The sequence below is a fragment of the Pedobacter sp. 01N416 genome (genome assembly GCF_056399685.1).
Window position 1 is genome coordinate 1 of sequence record NZ_JBFTRT010000026.1, and the last position, 17,707, is coordinate 17,707.

A 17,707-nucleotide genomic window follows, 5' to 3' on the forward strand; every position below is an offset into this window, starting at 1 on the left:
GCATTATTGAAGGAACTTGAAGAGACAAAACTTGAAATTGTCTAGTCAAACATTTAGCCTCTTCATATCCACATGCCAGGGATAAAAAAAGGATGTAGCCACTGGCTACATCCTCTATCTAAATTAACGCTCTCAACTAGAAGTTGATATAAGGCTCTCACCCCTTATGCCTACAATATTACGGCAGAAAGATTAAGATTTGATGAAGATTTTAATTTAAAGCAACAAAAATTATTAGTCACCTCCACAGCCACCGCAGCTACCGCAAGAACTTCCGCAGGATGAACCACAAGAACTGGCTCCGCCGCCGTATCCCCCTCTAACTGGTATATAAGCACTGGCAGGCTGAAACAAAATAAGCCTCCCTAAAAAGAGAGGCTTACGAATGTAATCTAAATCGTCCCGTTGATTTAATTTTTACTTACCCAAATTTAAATACAAATATGATGTTTAGTATATGCAATTTAAGGTTGTACATCAATATGTAAAAAGTGTATAATGTTATGTAAACATAGCGTTTAAAATGAGTATTCTTCGCACAGATCGACCTAACCCATTATGATCAACCGTTAACTACACCAGCTCTCTTACCAACTTACTGCGTATGCGGCTAAGGGTTTCCAAACGCATACCTAAATAACTGGCTATACACCTTAATGGTACTCTAGATATATCAAAAGAGTTTAGTTCCAAAAATTTMTCATAACGCCTTTCTGCCGAAGGGATTCTAGCTATTATGGCCCGTTCTGAGGCGGCATGATACTGGAGCGCTAAAATCTTTCTACCAATAACATTCGTTTCCTGATAACTAGCGTAAAGCTTATCAATCAATAAGTGTGGAATGGCAACCAATTCTGAATTTTCCAATGCCTGCAAATATTCAATTGAGGGCTGAACGTTTTCATCGGGATGTTGAATCGCTCCAATAAATTCGTTCCCTAAACTGATCCAAGTGGTAATCTCTTTATTACCATCTTTAATAAAACCTCTTACCAAGCCTGATACTACGAAAAAAACATAATCATTATTATCAATGGGAGATAAAATGTATTTATTTTTCTTGATCAGAAGAGTATCTACATTTTTTTCTATTTCCTGGATAAATCCAGAGGTTATAGGGCATAAACTGCTGAAATAATTTAATACAGCGTTTACTAAAAATACCTTTCGGGATTCGAGCATACACAAATAGGGATAGACTTAAGACCCTTAATTATAGCGTTTTTTAACGGAATATAAAAATAAAGTAGATTATTAAGGCAATTATGATGTTTAAACACCTTTATAATGAGGATTTCTTAATATTTTGAAACACAAACTGATTTATCCGGGTAAAAATGCGGAGTTTAGTCTTATTAAACAACGAATAGAATATGCATGGCAGAGGCTGACAATCTTAAAAAAGAACGTAACAAATAAAACGAAACGTTTTTACAACATTCATTTCGTTCATCTTTTTCACAAAAAAAGCAAATGCGCGCAGACCACATGCAGAATAATAGACACTCAGTAAAAAAGAAAGTCCGGGTGGAAGGCACCCGATTATTAGAAGTAACATTTTGGCCTTCTGCTTTTTGCAGTTTGCAGAYAATACCCAATAGATATTTCGTGTGAGCCATAATCATAGCTGCCGAATTTATTTAAACTATAATCGTAACCATAGCCAATCCGGAGGTTTTCGCGGACAAAAAACTCAGTAATCAACCCGATGGCACTCCTTGCCCTTAAATCGCTTTGTAATGCTGGCTTAGGATAAAATTTTACGGAGGTTCTATATGCAGCACCTAACCAAAGTTTTTCTTTGATCATTAAAAAAGCATTAAGATCCAATGAGGTTGGCCCGTTCAAATCATCTTTGATCAAAAAAGTAGGTTTGAACATAAAATCATTGTTCATTGGAAATACCATTCCCGCCGTTAAATAAAAATGCGGCTTAGAAGTAATACTTAAAAGATTATTATCCCTAAAAACAGGAAGGTATTGTGTAAGCAGGTTATTGGCAGAGAAACCGATAAAAAATTTTTCGTTCGAATAATGTACACCAGCCCTAATATCGGGTACAATTCGGCTTTCATATCCTGTCGGAATCTTATTGTCGCTGGTTTCATTTGGATCTAATAAACTTCCGTTAAGCCCCATCTGCATTACTCCCACTCCAACGCCAAAAGCAAGTACATTGGTTTCGGTACGGTCTAGCTTAATGCGGTAAGCAAAATTCCCTGATAGGTTTAACGAGTTCTGTGCGCCAATTTTATCTTTCGACACCAATAAACCCAAACCTAAACTTTCTTCCTTAACCGCTTCATCTACCGATATGGAAAGCGTTTGGGGAGCGCCCTGAATACCTGTCCATTGCGCCCGCACAAAGGCCTGCATATACAGTTCTTCTTTATAGCCTGCGTAAGCGGGATTGATGTATAAACCATTGAACATATATTGTCCAAACTGGGCATTCTGTTGCGCGAACAGGCACAGGCCGATTAAATTAAACAATACCGTTAAAATTATCTTTTTCATATCCTCACATTTTAGTTCCATTTACCTGATAACTGTAACATAACCTTTAAATTCCTGCCATTTGGAAGTTGTGGTTTTTACTTTAAGCACATAGAAATACGTTCCATCTACCAAACCATTCGCGGTCCAATCGTTTAAATAGCCGTCTTTCTCATAAACCGTGCTTCCCCAGCGGTTAATAATGGTAAGCTGGTTTTCGCTATAGCGGTCTAAGCGTTCAATAAAAAAGGTTTCATTTTTTCCATCGCCGTTTGGCGTAAACACATTAGGTATTTTAAGTCCTGTAATTTCTTTGGTATCAACTGATATATTGTTAGATGGATCGGGATCTATTTCATTGATGGTAACCCTGGCACTATTAACAACATTACCAGGTTTCATTGCTCTTACATTAATGATCAGCTCAACAAAACTGCCATTGGCAAGTGACGGGATCGCCCAGGAAACTGTCTTGGTTTGATCGTTATAACTTGCGGTACCCACAATAGTTGGATCAACACTTACGAAGGTTAAATTTTCTGGAAGGTCATCCTTTACCTGTATGTTGGTAGCCTCACCGATCCCGTTGTTGCGCACTAATAAATTGTATTTAAATACCTCGGTATTGATTACCTGTCTGCTTTCAGATCTTTTAACTATGGAAACATCTGCTGATATGGCTGTCTCCATCACCACTTCCATTTCTTCTGACAGATCGGAGCTACAGCCACCTAAGCTAAAAGTAATAACGGTATATTTCCCTGCAGTATTTACAACATAATCTTGCTCAGTAGCTCCCAAAATGGCGTTTCCATTTCTGAACCATTGATAAGAGGTAGCACCTGTGCCATTGGCCCTCAGTTTAACAGTAACGCCTGGTTTAAGGTTAAGCGTATTCGGATTGCCAGATTGCGCAAAGCATGCTGCTGCAGAAAGCAGCAGCACACCGAACACAATTATCCTTAACCTATTAAACATCATAATGGTTAAACCTTATGGCGCTACAGCGATAGTTGCTTTACCTGGTTTAACAGTAACAGTGATTGCTTTGCCGGCAGTTGCAGTACAAGTTGTTGCAGGTACAATCTGAACACCACCTGTAGCATAACTTCCGATAGCTGTGAAAACATACGCGCCTGGAGCCACGCCAGCCTTAAGTGTAAAAGTATCTCCAGAAGCAGAAGCTGCACCTAAAGTTGTAATATCAGCCACTGCGGTACCGCCGAGAGTTGCAGACCAAACATAAGTCATGGTTACACCAGTTGGCAATGTTATTGAAGCATCCTTGCTCGCCGTAATTACTGTGGCGGCTGTTTGATCGGTACAATAAACACTTCCGGGAGCTGCAACAGCGATAATAGGCGTAGGTAATTTTTCTACAACGGTATTATCAGAGGCATCACTAGGACAGAGATTCGCATCTGCTGGCTGAACCTGAACAGAATAAGTATGGTTTCCCACTGCTAATCCTGTTGCGATCTGATAAAAAGCATTTGAACCATTATATACTACCGTAGCTTCTGCAGTTCCGTCAACGGTCCATACAATTTTATCGCCATTAACAGGTGTATAACCGGTGAAAGTTGGATTCAATTTTACTGTACCTGTTCCGCACAGGTATACATTTGGCGTTTGTGCAAAGGCACCCAGCGGCAATAAGAACATTAAGAATACAAAGATTCTTAGATTGCGTTTTGTAGATTTTTTTGTCATAATGTTAATTTGTTAGGGATGAATAATTTATTTTCTTTTTTAATTAATAGATACTGTAGGTTTATGTGGCACAAGCTTTACCCTAAAACTAAAAGGGATAGCCCGTTCGCAGCCGTTTGCATTTTTAATGGTTAATACCCCTTGATATACTGCTACCGGTGTATTTGATGGAACATTGATCGTAATTTCATTTGCTGGCAAAGTTTGATCTGAAACGGCAGGAAGTAAATTTCCGGCCCAGGAGATGCTATAACTAATGGGGTCGAAAACCGGATTAGTGTAAGCAATTTTGGTTGTAGTAAGTCCTTCACAAATACCAGGATTTGGTTCAAAGGTCAAATTCGGTAATGGATTTAAAATAACATCTACAGGCTCTCGACTTGCATTTTTACAACCTGTTAATTGATTAACGGCCTCTACATAGTAAGTAGTATTTGTACTAAGAGCAGGGGTAGTATAGCTATTTCCTGTTTTTAGTGTTGTCCCTCCTGACACCACTGAATACCAGTTGTAGGTGAAGCCAGCATCAGGTGTTGTAACCGAAAGTATTGCTGAAGATCCGCTGCAAATAGTTGTGCCAGGAACGCTTAAAGTTGGTAGTGGATTTACTTTAAGTGTAACCTTTAGGGGATCCGAAATTTCGGTTGAACAATACGTTTTAACTCCCCTCACATAATAATCGTATGAACCAGCAGTAAGTGTTGTTGGCGGCGCAAAGGTTGAACCAGATCCGACCTCATTCCCTCCGGTTTCAGCATCGTACCATTTATATGTGGTACAGGCCTGCAAATTGTTAAGCGTAAAGGTAGCCGTTGAACCTTGACACACTTCTTGCTCATACTTATTATTTACGATACCTGCGCTTATAGGCTTAGCGGGCTTGCGTATTATTTCATGCACCCTTATAGCGTCAAGAGCACCAAGAACGCCTCCCRCAGAAATCTCCAAACGATCATAAGAAGTGCTTACTGGAAAAGTCATTACATACTTATCGGTACTTCCGGTTAACAGATCAATACTCAGAAAAGTACCCGTTTTCTTAAACGGCGGACCAGCTTTTACCCCATTGAGATAAGGCTGAACAGTAAACCCGGTCAATAGATCAGCCTCAAGAAGAGCTGAAGGGCTAGAAAGAATAATAGTCACCTCATCTCCAGGTTGCGAAGGATTGCTGTAGATTGGAGATAAAAAAACCTTATTAAGAACAGAAACCCCCGTATTCAACGCCGCGAAGGTCTCTACATCTCCATCAATTGCGCGCTCGGGCTTATCAACAAAATCAGTAACATTAAGAACTCCGCCCACTACCGTTGGAATCACACCAGAAAGCACATCAACTACCTCATTACAAGCTAGTGGCGTAGTGGTATTTTCCATAACATAAGCATGGAATACCTTAATGGAAGAACCTAAGGCCACTATGCTGGAAAGCTTTACATACACCCCGTTAAATGCTTGATGTGGTGTTAAGGCAATCTCGATTTCCCCTGTTCCACTTATAACTTCCGCAATATTTACAGAATTATAAATAGGTGTTTTTACAGCATCCTGCCCTGCAAAATTCCCCAAACCAATAAGTGGCCAAGAGGCAGAAACATCATGCATATTTGTAAAGGAACCGATCTCTACTCCTGTTAAAACCCCCACTAACTGACTGGGAACAGATATTTTGACTATCACTGAAGTATTAGCTGCAAATGTACTTGTCAGTCCTCCATCTTTAAATTCCAAAAATTGAGTTGTTGCAGCAGCATTTAGGAGCCCTAAACCTACTTTTAGCGTCGATGCATCGGTAACCACACCATTTACTGCGTTGTCGGCATTTTCAATCTCCCCGTAAAATAGTGCAGGACCACCTAGTATACCTAGTCCTTCTCTGAGATAACCCTGATGGCTTGCATAAGTTCGTTTCGGTTTTAAACACTGCGCACGTAAAAACACAGGTAAAAAAACGCACACAAACACCAGGAAAGATAGACAAGAGCGCCTTTTCAATGTAAGTTTGGGATGACGTAAAAATTAAATTTTGTTTGTTTGCTTGTGATACAAAAGTACTACGGGCCAATGCCACATTATCCGTTCACTTTATTCATTAAAGCCTTTACCAAAACGTAAAAACCTGTTTTGTTGATATTTATCAACAAAAACAAAGTCATCCGAACCTGATTTGTATAGCTGCTTCCAGAACAAAAATTTTAGCCTATCTGTTAAGCCTTAAACATCCTGCCGATCTCTTGCATCACCTGAGGTGGTATGCCCGAATTTGGCTATTGCTGTACGAAAAGAAAAGAAACTTTAAAATGAGTTAGGAAGGCCATTTTGTAGATGATCAATATATCTATAATAACCAAAAAACTAACCCATTTTAGGGAATTTGGTTTTATGACAGCGAAAGTTTTAGAAAAAATTTCGGTATTTATTAATGCGGGGAATTTCAGCGGTACCAGACAGAGCAGGCACCAAAGTGTGATTAACAGCTCGCACCTTAACCCAAGCTTCGATAATATTTGAGCCCACACCGATGGAAGAGATTTTAAAGCCAGAATTAAGCTTAAACACTAACCAACAATACTTTACAACAATGTTTTATACAAATATTTTTAGCTTAAAAATTATTTAAAAAATAATACTTGCAAGAAACAATGGTTATTGTATCTTTGCACCCTCTCTGGAAGCTTCCACTCCAGAGTTTAAGAAAGCCTTCCAGCAATGGGAGGCTTTTCTTATTTTAAGGCATTTTAGAAAAAATTGAAGTTTTGGCGTGATATAGTAGCAAACAATCTTTTATTTGCTCTTAAAAATCACTACCGCCAAGGGTGGCAAATCGACAATTATTGAATATTCCTGTCCGTTATAACCCTCTGGGTCAGGAACAATGTCCCCGCGATTATTAATGCCGCCTCCATAATAAACAATATCATCAGTATTAAAAATTTCTGTCCATTTGGTTTTAAAAGGAACACCAATTCTATAATTTTCACGCACCACCGGCGTTAAGTTTATTGCAACAACCAAAGTATCTTTTGCTTTTGGTCCTTTGCGCATAAATGTGAAGACAGATTCGTTTGCATTATCGGCATCGAGCCATTGAAAGCCTTCATAACTAAAATTGAAATGATACAATGCGGGTTCTTTACGGTACAGAAAGTTTAAAGCCTTAACGGTTTCCTGCATGCCCTTGTGCGGCGCGTATTGAAGCAAATGCCAATCTAGCGATTGCGTAAAGTTCCATTCGTTGGTTTCGCCAAACTCATTCCCCATAAACAGCAGTTTTGCTCCCGGATGGGTGAACATATAACCATAAAGCGCCCTTAAATTTGCAAATTTCTGCCAGTCATCTCCAGGCATTTTATACAACATTGGCGATTTACCGTGTACGACTTCATCATGAGAGAAAGGCAACATGAAATTTTCGGTAAAGGCATAAGTCATGCTAAAGCTCAACTGATGATGGTGGTGTTTCCGGCCGAGGGTTTCTACTTTAAAATACTTTAAGGTATCGTTCATCCAGCCCATCATCCATTTCATGCCAAAACCCAATCCGCCAGCATGTACCGGATGGGTTACACCAGGGTAAGTACTGCTTTCTTCGGCAATGGTCTGTACACCCTCAAAATTTCCATAAACGGCAACATTCAGGTCCTGCAAAAACTGTATGGCCCCAAAGTTTTCACTTCCACCATATTCGTTTGTTGCGGCATCTCCATCTTCTCTGGAGAAATTGAAATATAACATCGATGCTACGGCATCTACCCTTAGGCCATCTGCATGATATTGGTCAATCCAAAACAACGCATTACTAATCAAAAAAGAGCGTACTTCGTTTCGATCATAATTGAAAATGTATGATTTCCAGTCTGGATGGAAGCCTTTCCGCATATCGGCGTGTTCGTACAGATGTGTTCCATCAAACTCATATAAACCATGTCTATCGCCTGGAAAATGAGAAGGAACCCAATCCAATATTACCGCAATATCTGCTTTATGGAGCTCGTTAATCAGATACATTAAATCCTGTGGAGAACCATAACGCGAACTTGCACCAAAATAACCTGTAATCTGATAACCCCAGCTAGGGAAATACGGAAACTCCATTACAGGCATCAGTTCTACGTGCGTAAAACCCATTTCCTTTACATAAGGCACTAGCCTGCCAGCAACTTCCCTGCAGTTCAAAACACGTTCTGGATTATCCGGATCGCGCTCCCAAGAACCTAGATGTATCTCATATACCGAGATGGGTTGATCCAAAGCATTTATTTTTGCTCTTTTTTTAAGCCAGGCTTTATCTTTCCAGGTATAATCGGTATCCCAAACAATGCAAGCTGTTTGTGGCGGATGTTCCCATCTTCTGGCATAAGGATCGCCTTTTAAATGCTCAGATTCATCAAAACCTTTAACAAAATATTTATAAACTTCGCCCTTTGCAATTCCGGGGATAAAACCTTCCCAGATACCCGATTTATCCCACCGCACGCTCAGCGGATGTGAAGCGTTGTCCCAATCGTTAAAATTACCCACTACACTTACACGGATGGCATTTGGAGCCCAAACCGAAAAATAAGTTCCAGCGGTTCCATCAACGGTAATTAAATGTGAGCCCATTTTCTCATAAAGCCTAAAATGCTTTCCTACAAGAAAAAGATCAATATCGTAATCGGTAAATAAACTGTGTATCCAAACGGATTTCTGTTGATCAGTTTTTGGTTGGGATGATTTTTTTACAAGAACTTTTTTTGCTGCTGGCATAGGTATTTTGGTTAGATTAGATGAAACCCCAAATACCAAACAGCATTTGGGGCTCAATGTTTACAGACTCAAGATCTGTATTTCTAAGAAGTTCTTATTGCATTTAAAATGCAGGATATTCTGATCATCGGTATAAAAGTCTTTCACCTCTTTATTGTCGATAATGATCTTTTTGACCTGGAATTTTACGCCAATAACATTGCAAACATAAAATTCATAATTAGGCGTATACAATCCTTCATTACGCTGATTCACTTTAATGGCCTGAGTATCGCCTTTTACAGTGAATTTCTTTTCCAGATAAATATCCTGCTCGTAAGCAAAAGTATCGCCATGATCTTCGTACATGTATGAATTAACCTCGTAATCGCTGTGATAAATATTCAATACCACTTCGGTAATAGATTTTTCATCAACATATTGCATTACCGGATATTCTGGCAAAACTGTACCTGCCCTTACAAACATTGGCATACTATCTATCTTTGCATCAACCGTATATTCGTTACCGCCATCCAGGATTTCGTTGGTCCAGAAATTATACCAGGTACCTTTTGGGAGGTAAACTTTTCTAGATATTGCACCCTGTTCTAAAACCGGGCATATCAATAGTTTATCACCATAGCAAAATTCATCCTGACGGAAACTGTTGCTGATATTTTCTTGCTCAAGCATCACTAAAGGCCTTAAAATAGGAAAGCCATAACGATGATGCTCCCAGAAAACTGAATATAGATAAGGCATTAAACGATATCTTAATTCGATAAACTTACGGTTGATATCTTCGAAAAACTGGCCAAAGCTCCAAGGTTCCCGTTCAGCGGTATCGCCGGCAGAGTGTGCACGCATGAAAGGAGAAAATGTACCTAGCTGGATCCAACGGGTAAACAATTCGCCATCTGGCTCACCACTAAATCCGCCGATATCTGTTCCACAGAAAGGCACACCAGAAACTGATAAACGCTGGCACTGTATATTTCCGATCTTTAAATGCTCCCAGGTTGCGATATTATCGCCGGTCCAAACACTTGCATAACGCTGCATGCCCGCATAACCAGCCCTTGTAATGGTAAACGGACGTTTATTGCGCATCAGTTTTTTTAAGCCCTCGTAGGTAGAACGCACCATCTGCATGCCATAAACATTGTGTGCCTTACGGTGTGAGCCGCGGTAACCATCATAATTATGGCGGACATCGTTGGGGAAAGTTCCTGAACCGAAAACAGCTGGTTCGTTCATATCGTTCCAGAAACCTGCAACGCCCATATCTACCAGCTCTTTATATAAATTACCCCACCAGCTCCGTACTTTTGGATTGGTGAAATCGGGAAACTGACAGCGTCCTGGCCAAACATGCCCTTCCATATAATAATCGTCGCTGCGGCGACAGAAAAATCTTTTCTCTTTGCCTTCTTTAAAAACCCAGTAATCGTCATCTACCTTAATTCCAGGATCGATCATTACAACGGTTTTAAAACCATCATCAGATAGCTCTTTGATCATTCTTCGCGGATCTGGAAAGTATTTTTTATTCCAGGTAAAACAACGGTAGCCATCCATGTAATCGATATCCAGATAAATGGCATCGCAAGGGATTTTACGTTCCCTGAACTGTTTGGCTATTTCTTTAACTTTTGTTTCAGGGTAATAACTCCAGCGGCACTGCTGATAACCCAAAGTCCATTTTGGTGGCATCGGGTGTGTTCCCGTTAAAGTTGCATAACGTTTAACAACATCCATAATATGCGGGCCATGGATATAATAGTATTGCAGTTCTCCGCCATCGGCCCAGAAACTGGTTTTATTTACATCCTCCGACCCGAAATCGAAATACGATTTAAAGGTATTATCGAAAAAGATACCATAGGCGGCCTGATTGTGCAAACCGATATAAAAAGGTATGGTACGATAAAGTGGGTCCTGGTTCCAACCGAAAGAGTAAGCATCGGTATTCCAGTTTTCGAAACGGCGCCCCCGCAGGTTAAAATTACCAGATTTATCGCCCAAACCGAAGAAATTTTCTTCAGGGTGGCATTTTTTGGTTGCGTAGATATAATAACCGCCAAAATCTACATTTTCTTCCCAGTGCATAGAATTGGCTTCATCAACCATTACTACATTGGTAATATTATCAGAAAAAGAAATATGGAAGTTTGCTTTTTCTATTTTACAGGTTACCGCATGGGTAGAGATCGTGAAATGATCATCATGTTCCTGCATTTTAAAAACAGACACTTTTTGATCTACTTCGGGTACGGCATAAGAAAAATCCTCTAAGAAAACGCCATGAGGAGCCAGGCGAACGCGGATAATATCGTCGCTTACCACCCGAATTTCTACTCTTGCATCGCCATCAGAAAAATAAAAACGGTTGCCCTCCTTTTTTACTTTTTTAACTGCACCGAGGTATTGTTTAACAATTGGCTTTACCGATATATCAACTGGATTGTTTAAATGCTGTATTTCTTGCTCCTTTTCGACCAGGTCACTTGTCTCGTTAGGTTTGTCGTTTTGCGCTTCCATCCTTATTTATTCAAAATTTTAAATTCATGGTTCTTAAACCGGGATGTGCTTAAGAAAGTACTATAATACAAATATTTTACAAAAGGGATGTAGCTTTTTATGAAAAGATTGTTTTCAATAGTGTGATTTTTACACTAAGCCATGTTATTTCACAATTTTGCCATAAGATTTAGTATCGTCCTTTGTTTGATAGAAAGCTAGATTGTAAATTATTTATAAACATAAATTTATAAACAATTTTGTTTATTTTTGAATATGGAAAAATTGATCAATAAGTTTAAAGGTATCCACCCCGGCCTTATACTGGAACGTGAGCTTAAAAAAAGGAGGCTTAAAAAGGGCCCATTGGCGCTTTCCTTAAACGAATATCCTCAGACCTTAAATGATATTACAAAAGGTAAGAGAGGAGTTACAGCTTCACTTTCCATTAAGCTAGATCAAATTTTGGGTTTAGAAGAGGGCACCATGCTGATACTCCAGGCTTACTATGAGATACAGAAAGAAAAAGATAAACGGAATGCAGCCGATAAACCTGATTTATCAATTCTCAGAAAGATACTTTTTTGGGATACAGATTTTGATAAAATAAACTGGAAAAGCCAATATAAATCTGTTATTCAAAGGGTATTGGAGCGGGGAAATAGTGATGAAAAAAATGAACTAATTAGATATTACGGACAAGATTTAGTGAATAAAGTAGCCATTAATAGTATTGACCAAACCGGTCGAGATATCTAAAAATCAAATTATGTATTGGAATACCGTTAACGAACTTTTAAAAAGCTGCTTGCTTGAACTTATGCAAGCAAAGGAGCTATCTAAGTTTCGGCTGGTTGGTGGAACAGCGCTTAGTCTTTATCTCGGTCACCGTTTATCGGTCGACATTGATCTTTTTACAGATGCAGAATATGGATCAATAGACTTTGATCGAATTGAGAAGTTACTCAGGAATAAGTTTGCCTTCGTTCAAGGTAATTTTGGTCAATTTGCARGTCTAGGAAAGTCCTATCTTATTGGTACGCATAAAGAGAACATTGTTAAGCTGGATCTCTTTTACAGCATGGACCCCTTTTTTGAAGATCATGCGGATCATGATAGTGTGCGTATGGCAACCATACCTGAAATCATTGCAATGAAGATGGATATTGTACAAAGAGGTGGCAGAAAGAAAGATTTTTGGGACTTACATGAATTGCTAGATAATTATAGTGTAAGTGATATGATTGAACTTCATAAAAAACGTTTCGAATGGACTCACGATGAAGAAATGATCAGAAAAAACTTCACTAACTTTCTTACAGCTGACGATGACTTCGATCCAATATGTTTAAAAGGGAAAATATGGGAGTTCGTTAAAGAAGATTTAACAGAGGCGATTGATAGCAGCAACAAGGATAAACCAGTCGTATAGTGGCACAAAAAAGCCCTCTATACTTTTAGCGTAGAAGGCCCTTAAAACTCAATTAACTGGTTATGGATTAAAACTAATGGCTACGTAATAGATAGCGCCTGCCGATGGATTTCCGTAAGAAGTAAAATAATATTTGTTCAGCACGTTAGAACCGCCAAGTTTAATGATTGATTGTACTGAAGGGATCCGTAAACTCACCTGCGCATCTAAAGAGCTGTATGCAGGTACCTGACCTGAGGCAAAAGAAGAATTCCAGTAGAATTGGTCTTGCCAACGATACGCCAAATTAAAACCAAAGTTTTTAATAATTTCTTTATTGCCAAAACCCAGGTTGTAACGAATTTTTGGAGTATTGAAATCGTTAATGTAATTAACTGGTAAATCGCCGATTTCGTTATAGGAAACGTTACCGCTGATGGTATATTTACCCACTAAATAATCTAAACCTAAAGCTGCACCATAAGAGGTTACTTTACCTTCTGCATTAACTGGAACACCGAATTTCACAAAACTTCCGTTAACATTCTGATAAACATCTACTGCTGTGATAAAATCTTTATAAATGTTATAATAACCATAAGCATCAACCAATAAATTTGGAAGAAGCAATCCTTTATAACCTAACTCATAAGATTGAACACTCTCTGGACGGACACCTTTTGAATCAAAAGTATATTGTTGCAACAATGCAGGGTTAGGTGTTCCTGTTGCCGCTGCCGAGGCTAAGAACGCGCGGTAACTTACGTCGGTATAAGGCTTATTACTATCAAGATGGTATTTAGAAAACATAATTTCTGGCAAACCGCCAATCAATCTTTGAGAACCTCCACCTACCGAAAGGTCGATGTATTGATTTTGTGTGGTTGGGTTACGGTAACCTGTTTGGTAAGAAACCCTGATGTTGTTATTTTTGGCAACAGTGAACACACCGGTTACCCTTGGTGTAAACCGGCCTTCAAAATTCTGGCTTTTATCATAACGACCTGCAAAAGTAAATTTAACCTTATCGTTAAAAAGTTTTTTACCGATCTGTGCAAACGCACCATATTCTTTAATATCGATGGAATTTGTCAAGTCATTAAAAATTGTTCCAGCCGAATTTAAGTCATATAAACGGTATGATGCACCAACCTGAAATTCTACCACTTTATCAAAAAGATTGGTAAAGTTGTACATTCCCTCATAATGGTAAAGGTTAGATTTATCATCGAATTTTGCACCATAAATACCTTTACTAGGGTCTGAGGCACTGATGGTGGTATTCATAATCTGATCCTTAGCCTGTATAAACTGCGGAGAACCAGGTGCGAAACGCCCCTGATCGGCAACACTTCTGGCAAAAGCCTGTGCTTGTACATCAGTTTGACCTGCCGCTCTTGCACCTACATAATTACCAATATATTGTGGAAACCAGCTTGTTGATGGTTTTGATAATTCATTAATATAACTGCCCAAAATAGAAGAAATATAAGAATCACCCGAACGTTCCTGCGTAGTATAGGCTTTAAGGAAGAAATCTTCACCTTTTAATTCTAATTTATATTGCCCGATATTAAAATTGCGGAGCGAATAACGGTCAGAACCGGTATATACCGAAGTTCCTGTTCCCCAATTGGCCTGTCCAACTATTTGTACTGTATTGCTGATGTTGTAATATAATGCACCAGATGCTTTTAACGATTTGGTACTATAATCAACCAGGTTTTCTTCATTATAACCAGTTCTTGAAATATTTTGATTAGGGATTAAACCTGCTTTCAAACCAACATAAAAAGGAAAATAATTCTGTACCGGACCACGCAATGCAGATGGTAATCCCGCCAAAAACCCCGCTTGCTGGGCTGCATTTGGAATGGCGGTACCAAAAGTCCCGTCCATTAATGTTTTAATGTTTGGTATTAAACCACCAGACCCTGCATTAATTCCGGCAATAGTTGCATTTTGAACACTTAGCGCCACATTACGCATATTTTGGCTTACCTCATCACCGTAAACGTTGATTCCGTCGTAATTTGGATCGCTGTTTCTATCGCCAGATTTTGCAGTTCTTGCTACCCTATCGAAGTTTGAATAATTATTTCCGTACCAATCTTTAGCCTGAAGGAACGAAAATGCCGCTTTTACGCCAAACTTATTGTTCCATGATTTTGCCATGCGCACATCCAACTGATTGAAAGGCTGCACACTGCTATTGTCATCATTTACATGGTTTACCCCTGTTTTATACTGAAAGCTTGCGCCTGGATATTTAAAAGGATCTTTTGAGGTCATCAATAGTGTACCATTAATACCACCTGCACCATAAAGAGCAGATGAAGCACCTGGCAGAAGTTCAACATTATCTACATCGAGCTCAGTTATACCCACAATATTACCCACTGAGAAGTTTAATCCAGGGGCCTGGTTATCCATTCCATCTATATATTGATTAAAACGGGTATTACCATTTGAATTGAAACCACGCGTGTTAATCGACTTGAAAGTTAAACTCTGCATACTGCTTTCTACACCTTTCATATTGTTCAAAGCATCGTAAAATGATGGTGCGGCAATTTCCCTGATAGAAGCAGCACTCATCCGCTCGATAGAAACCGGTGATTCTAAAATACGCTCAGGAGTACGCGATGCTGAAACAACCACATCCCCTCCCAAAACCACTGCCGTTTCCAGTTCCAGGTTAATTCCCGTAGCATTCCCGGTAATCTGCTGTTCTACTGTACCATAGCCCACGTAAGACGCCACAAGCGTAAAGGGAACTTTAGCTGTTGTTGTAAATGTAAAACTACCGTTGCTTGTGGAGGCTGTACCGCCAGAATGGCCTTTGATGGTTAAACTCACGCCAGCTAGGCCTTCTTTCGATTGCTTGTCTTTTACGGTACCGCTCACCGTAATACTCTGTGCCTGTGCCGCAATATTACCTGCGTACACAAATAATAACACATAGAAGATCTGTGTAAAAATTCTGCTCATAAACGATTGTTAATTTGGTTGTTTGTATTATTAGTTATATAAACTTAAATTCTTTTTTTGAATTAAACAAATTATGTTAGCATAATAAAATAAAATTAAAGCCGTATTCTGCATCATTATTCCGATAGCATTAGCTTTTTTATTTAACACCAAATTAGGTAGTACACCTCCACTGCTAAAATTCCTAGATCCGTTTATGGGTTTCTGGCAAAATGCAGAGAACAATCATTTTATGTTTAATCATAAAGCGAAAATCAAAGGGGCAATAGATAAAATCGAAATCGTTTTTGACGACCGCATGATTCCACATATTTTTGCACAGAATGATCACGATCTGTATCTGGCACAAGGTTATGTAACTGCCATGCACCGCCTTTGGCAAATGGATTTCCAGACTCGTTTTGCAGCGGGTAGAATTAGTGAAGTAGTTGGCGATAAAGCGATAGAGGTAGACCGTTATCAACGCCGGATGGGCATGGTTTATGGCGCAGAAAACTCGTTAAAAGGTATGATGGCAGATCCTAAGGCAAAAGAAATGATCTTAGCTTATACCGAAGGGATCAATGCATATATCAAAACGCTTTCTAAAGCCAATTATCCTTTAGAATACAAAATACTCGATTTTAAGCCTGAAAACTGGACGCCTGTAAAATGTGCGCTGCTCCTAAAACAGATGTCGGCGGTATTAGCCATGGGTTCTGACGAATTTTACATGACAAACATCTTGAAAAAATTCGGCCCCGAGGTGACCAAAAATCTTTTCCCGGATTATCCGTTCCGCGAAGACCCGATCATTCCTGTTGGCACCAAATGGGACTTTTCTCCACCAGATCCAACTACATGCACCTGGCGTAAATACTTATGGCGTTTCATTGCCCGGCGCTCCGGGCGTAATTATAGGTTTTAACCAGAAAATAGCCTGGGGCGTGACCAATGTTGCCGCCGATGTACTGGATTTTTATCAGATCAAGTTTAAAGATTCCAGCCACAACGAATATTGGTACAACAATAAATGGAAAGCCACAACAAAGAGATTGGAAACGATTAAAATCCGTGGTGGAAAAGATGAAATAGATACCGTTTACTACACGCATCACGGGCCCGTGGTATATTTCCAGAAACCAAAATACGGCAGGGCAGATAATGTGCCTGTTGGCGACGCTTTGAGGTGGATCGCACATGATGAGTCGAACGAGCTCATGACTTTTTATTACCTGAACCGTGGGAAAAACTATAACGACTACCGTAAGGCTTTAACTTATTATACCGCACCTGCACAGAACTTTGTTTTCGCCAGTATTGATAACGATATTGCCATCACACCAAATGGTAAATTCCCCCTAAAGTGGAAGGATCAGGGCAAGTTTATTCTCGATGGTACCGACCCCGCTTACGATTGGCATGGCTGGATCCCAAATGCACAAAATCCAACAGTTAAGAATCCGCCACGTGGTTTTGTAAGCTCTGCCAACCAGTCTTCTACCGATACTACTTACCCATATTACATCAACTGGGAATTTTCGCCTTACGAGCGTGGCAAAAGGATCAACGACCGCTTATCGGCCATGAACAAGGCTACATTGGATAGCATCCGTTTGATGCAGACCGATAATTATAGCATTATGGCACAAAACCTGGTTCCTGCTTTGTTGCCCTTATTGAATAATGAGCAATTAAACGCAACACAAAAAGAAGCATTGGCTTACCTGAACAAATGGAACAAACGTTACGATGCCCATGAAATTGCAGCCAGCGTATTTGAGATATGGACCAAACGCTTATCACATGATATCTGGGCGGACGAATTCGAGGTTAAAGGCATTCCGATGYGTTACCCTTCTAGAG

At 39.5% G+C, this 17,707-nt stretch carries 12 protein-coding genes; 4 read left to right on the forward strand and 8 right to left on the reverse strand.

Annotation, left to right across the window (positions count from 1 at the left end; all coding sequences use genetic code 11):
• Nucleotides 1-573: 573 nt before the first annotated feature.
• From AC1DND_RS02715 to AC1DND_RS02745, 7 genes are all read right to left on the reverse strand, one after another.
• A complete protein-coding gene (locus tag AC1DND_RS02715) occupies nt 574-1,182 on the reverse strand; it encodes a Crp/Fnr family transcriptional regulator (RefSeq protein WP_477578901.1) in 609 nt (202 codons plus the stop codon).
• 363 nt (nt 1,183-1,545) lie between these two features.
• Complete coding sequence (locus AC1DND_RS02720; protein WP_477578902.1) at nt 1,546-2,517, reverse strand: PorP/SprF family type IX secretion system membrane protein; 972 nt, start codon at nt 2,515-2,517, stop codon at nt 1,546-1,548.
• A gap of 21 nt (nt 2,518-2,538) precedes the next feature.
• Nucleotides 2,539-3,477: a T9SS type B sorting domain-containing protein gene (locus tag AC1DND_RS02725; protein WP_477578903.1), complete on the reverse strand. Its 939-nt coding sequence runs from the start codon at nt 3,475-3,477 to the stop codon at nt 2,539-2,541.
• Nucleotides 3,478-3,489: 12 nt separating this feature from the next.
• Nucleotides 3,490-4,209 (reverse strand): hypothetical protein, encoded by a 720-nt coding sequence (locus AC1DND_RS02730; RefSeq protein WP_477578904.1) that lies wholly within the window; start codon nt 4,207-4,209, stop codon nt 3,490-3,492.
• 39 nt (nt 4,210-4,248) lie between these two features.
• Nucleotides 4,249-6,150, reverse strand: a complete 1,902-nt coding sequence (locus AC1DND_RS02735; protein WP_477578906.1) for an immunoglobulin domain-containing protein — start codon at nt 6,148-6,150, stop codon at nt 4,249-4,251.
• Between the two features lie 843 nt (nt 6,151-6,993).
• Nucleotides 6,994-8,958, reverse strand: a complete 1,965-nt coding sequence (gene glgB, locus AC1DND_RS02740; RefSeq protein ID WP_477578908.1) for a 1,4-alpha-glucan branching protein GlgB — start codon at nt 8,956-8,958, stop codon at nt 6,994-6,996.
• Nucleotides 8,959-9,018: 60 nt separating this feature from the next.
• Entirely contained in the window at nt 9,019-11,481 is a 2,463-nt protein-coding gene (locus tag AC1DND_RS02745; RefSeq protein ID WP_477578910.1) for a glycoside hydrolase family 31 protein, read from the reverse strand.
• Between the two features lie 255 nt (nt 11,482-11,736).
• On the opposite strand from AC1DND_RS02745, the gene AC1DND_RS02750 reads away from it, so the two are divergent.
• Complete coding sequence (locus tag AC1DND_RS02750; RefSeq protein ID WP_477578912.1) at nt 11,737-12,219, forward strand: helix-turn-helix transcriptional regulator; 483 nt, start codon at nt 11,737-11,739, stop codon at nt 12,217-12,219.
• Nucleotides 12,220-12,229: 10 nt separating this feature from the next.
• Nucleotides 12,230-12,892, forward strand: coding sequence for a nucleotidyl transferase AbiEii/AbiGii toxin family protein (locus tag AC1DND_RS02755; RefSeq protein ID WP_477578914.1), 663 nt, complete (start codon nt 12,230-12,232; stop codon nt 12,890-12,892).
• Between the two features lie 60 nt (nt 12,893-12,952).
• Here AC1DND_RS02755 and AC1DND_RS02760 read toward each other — a convergent pair whose 3' ends face one another.
• Nucleotides 12,953-15,862 (reverse strand): TonB-dependent receptor domain-containing protein, encoded by a 2,910-nt coding sequence (locus tag AC1DND_RS02760; protein WP_477578916.1) that lies wholly within the window; start codon nt 15,860-15,862, stop codon nt 12,953-12,955.
• Between the two features lie 196 nt (nt 15,863-16,058).
• On the opposite strand from AC1DND_RS02760, the gene AC1DND_RS02765 reads away from it, so the two are divergent.
• Together AC1DND_RS02765 and AC1DND_RS02770 are read left to right on the forward strand one after the other, a co-directional pair.
• Complete coding sequence (locus AC1DND_RS02765; RefSeq protein ID WP_477578917.1) at nt 16,059-16,769, forward strand: penicillin acylase family protein; 711 nt, start codon at nt 16,059-16,061, stop codon at nt 16,767-16,769.
• Nucleotides 16,735-17,707, forward strand: a 973-nt coding sequence (locus AC1DND_RS02770) for a penicillin acylase family protein (protein ID WP_477578919.1), incomplete at its 3' end; no start/stop codon positions are given. The genes AC1DND_RS02765 and AC1DND_RS02770, both read left to right, overlap by 35 nt.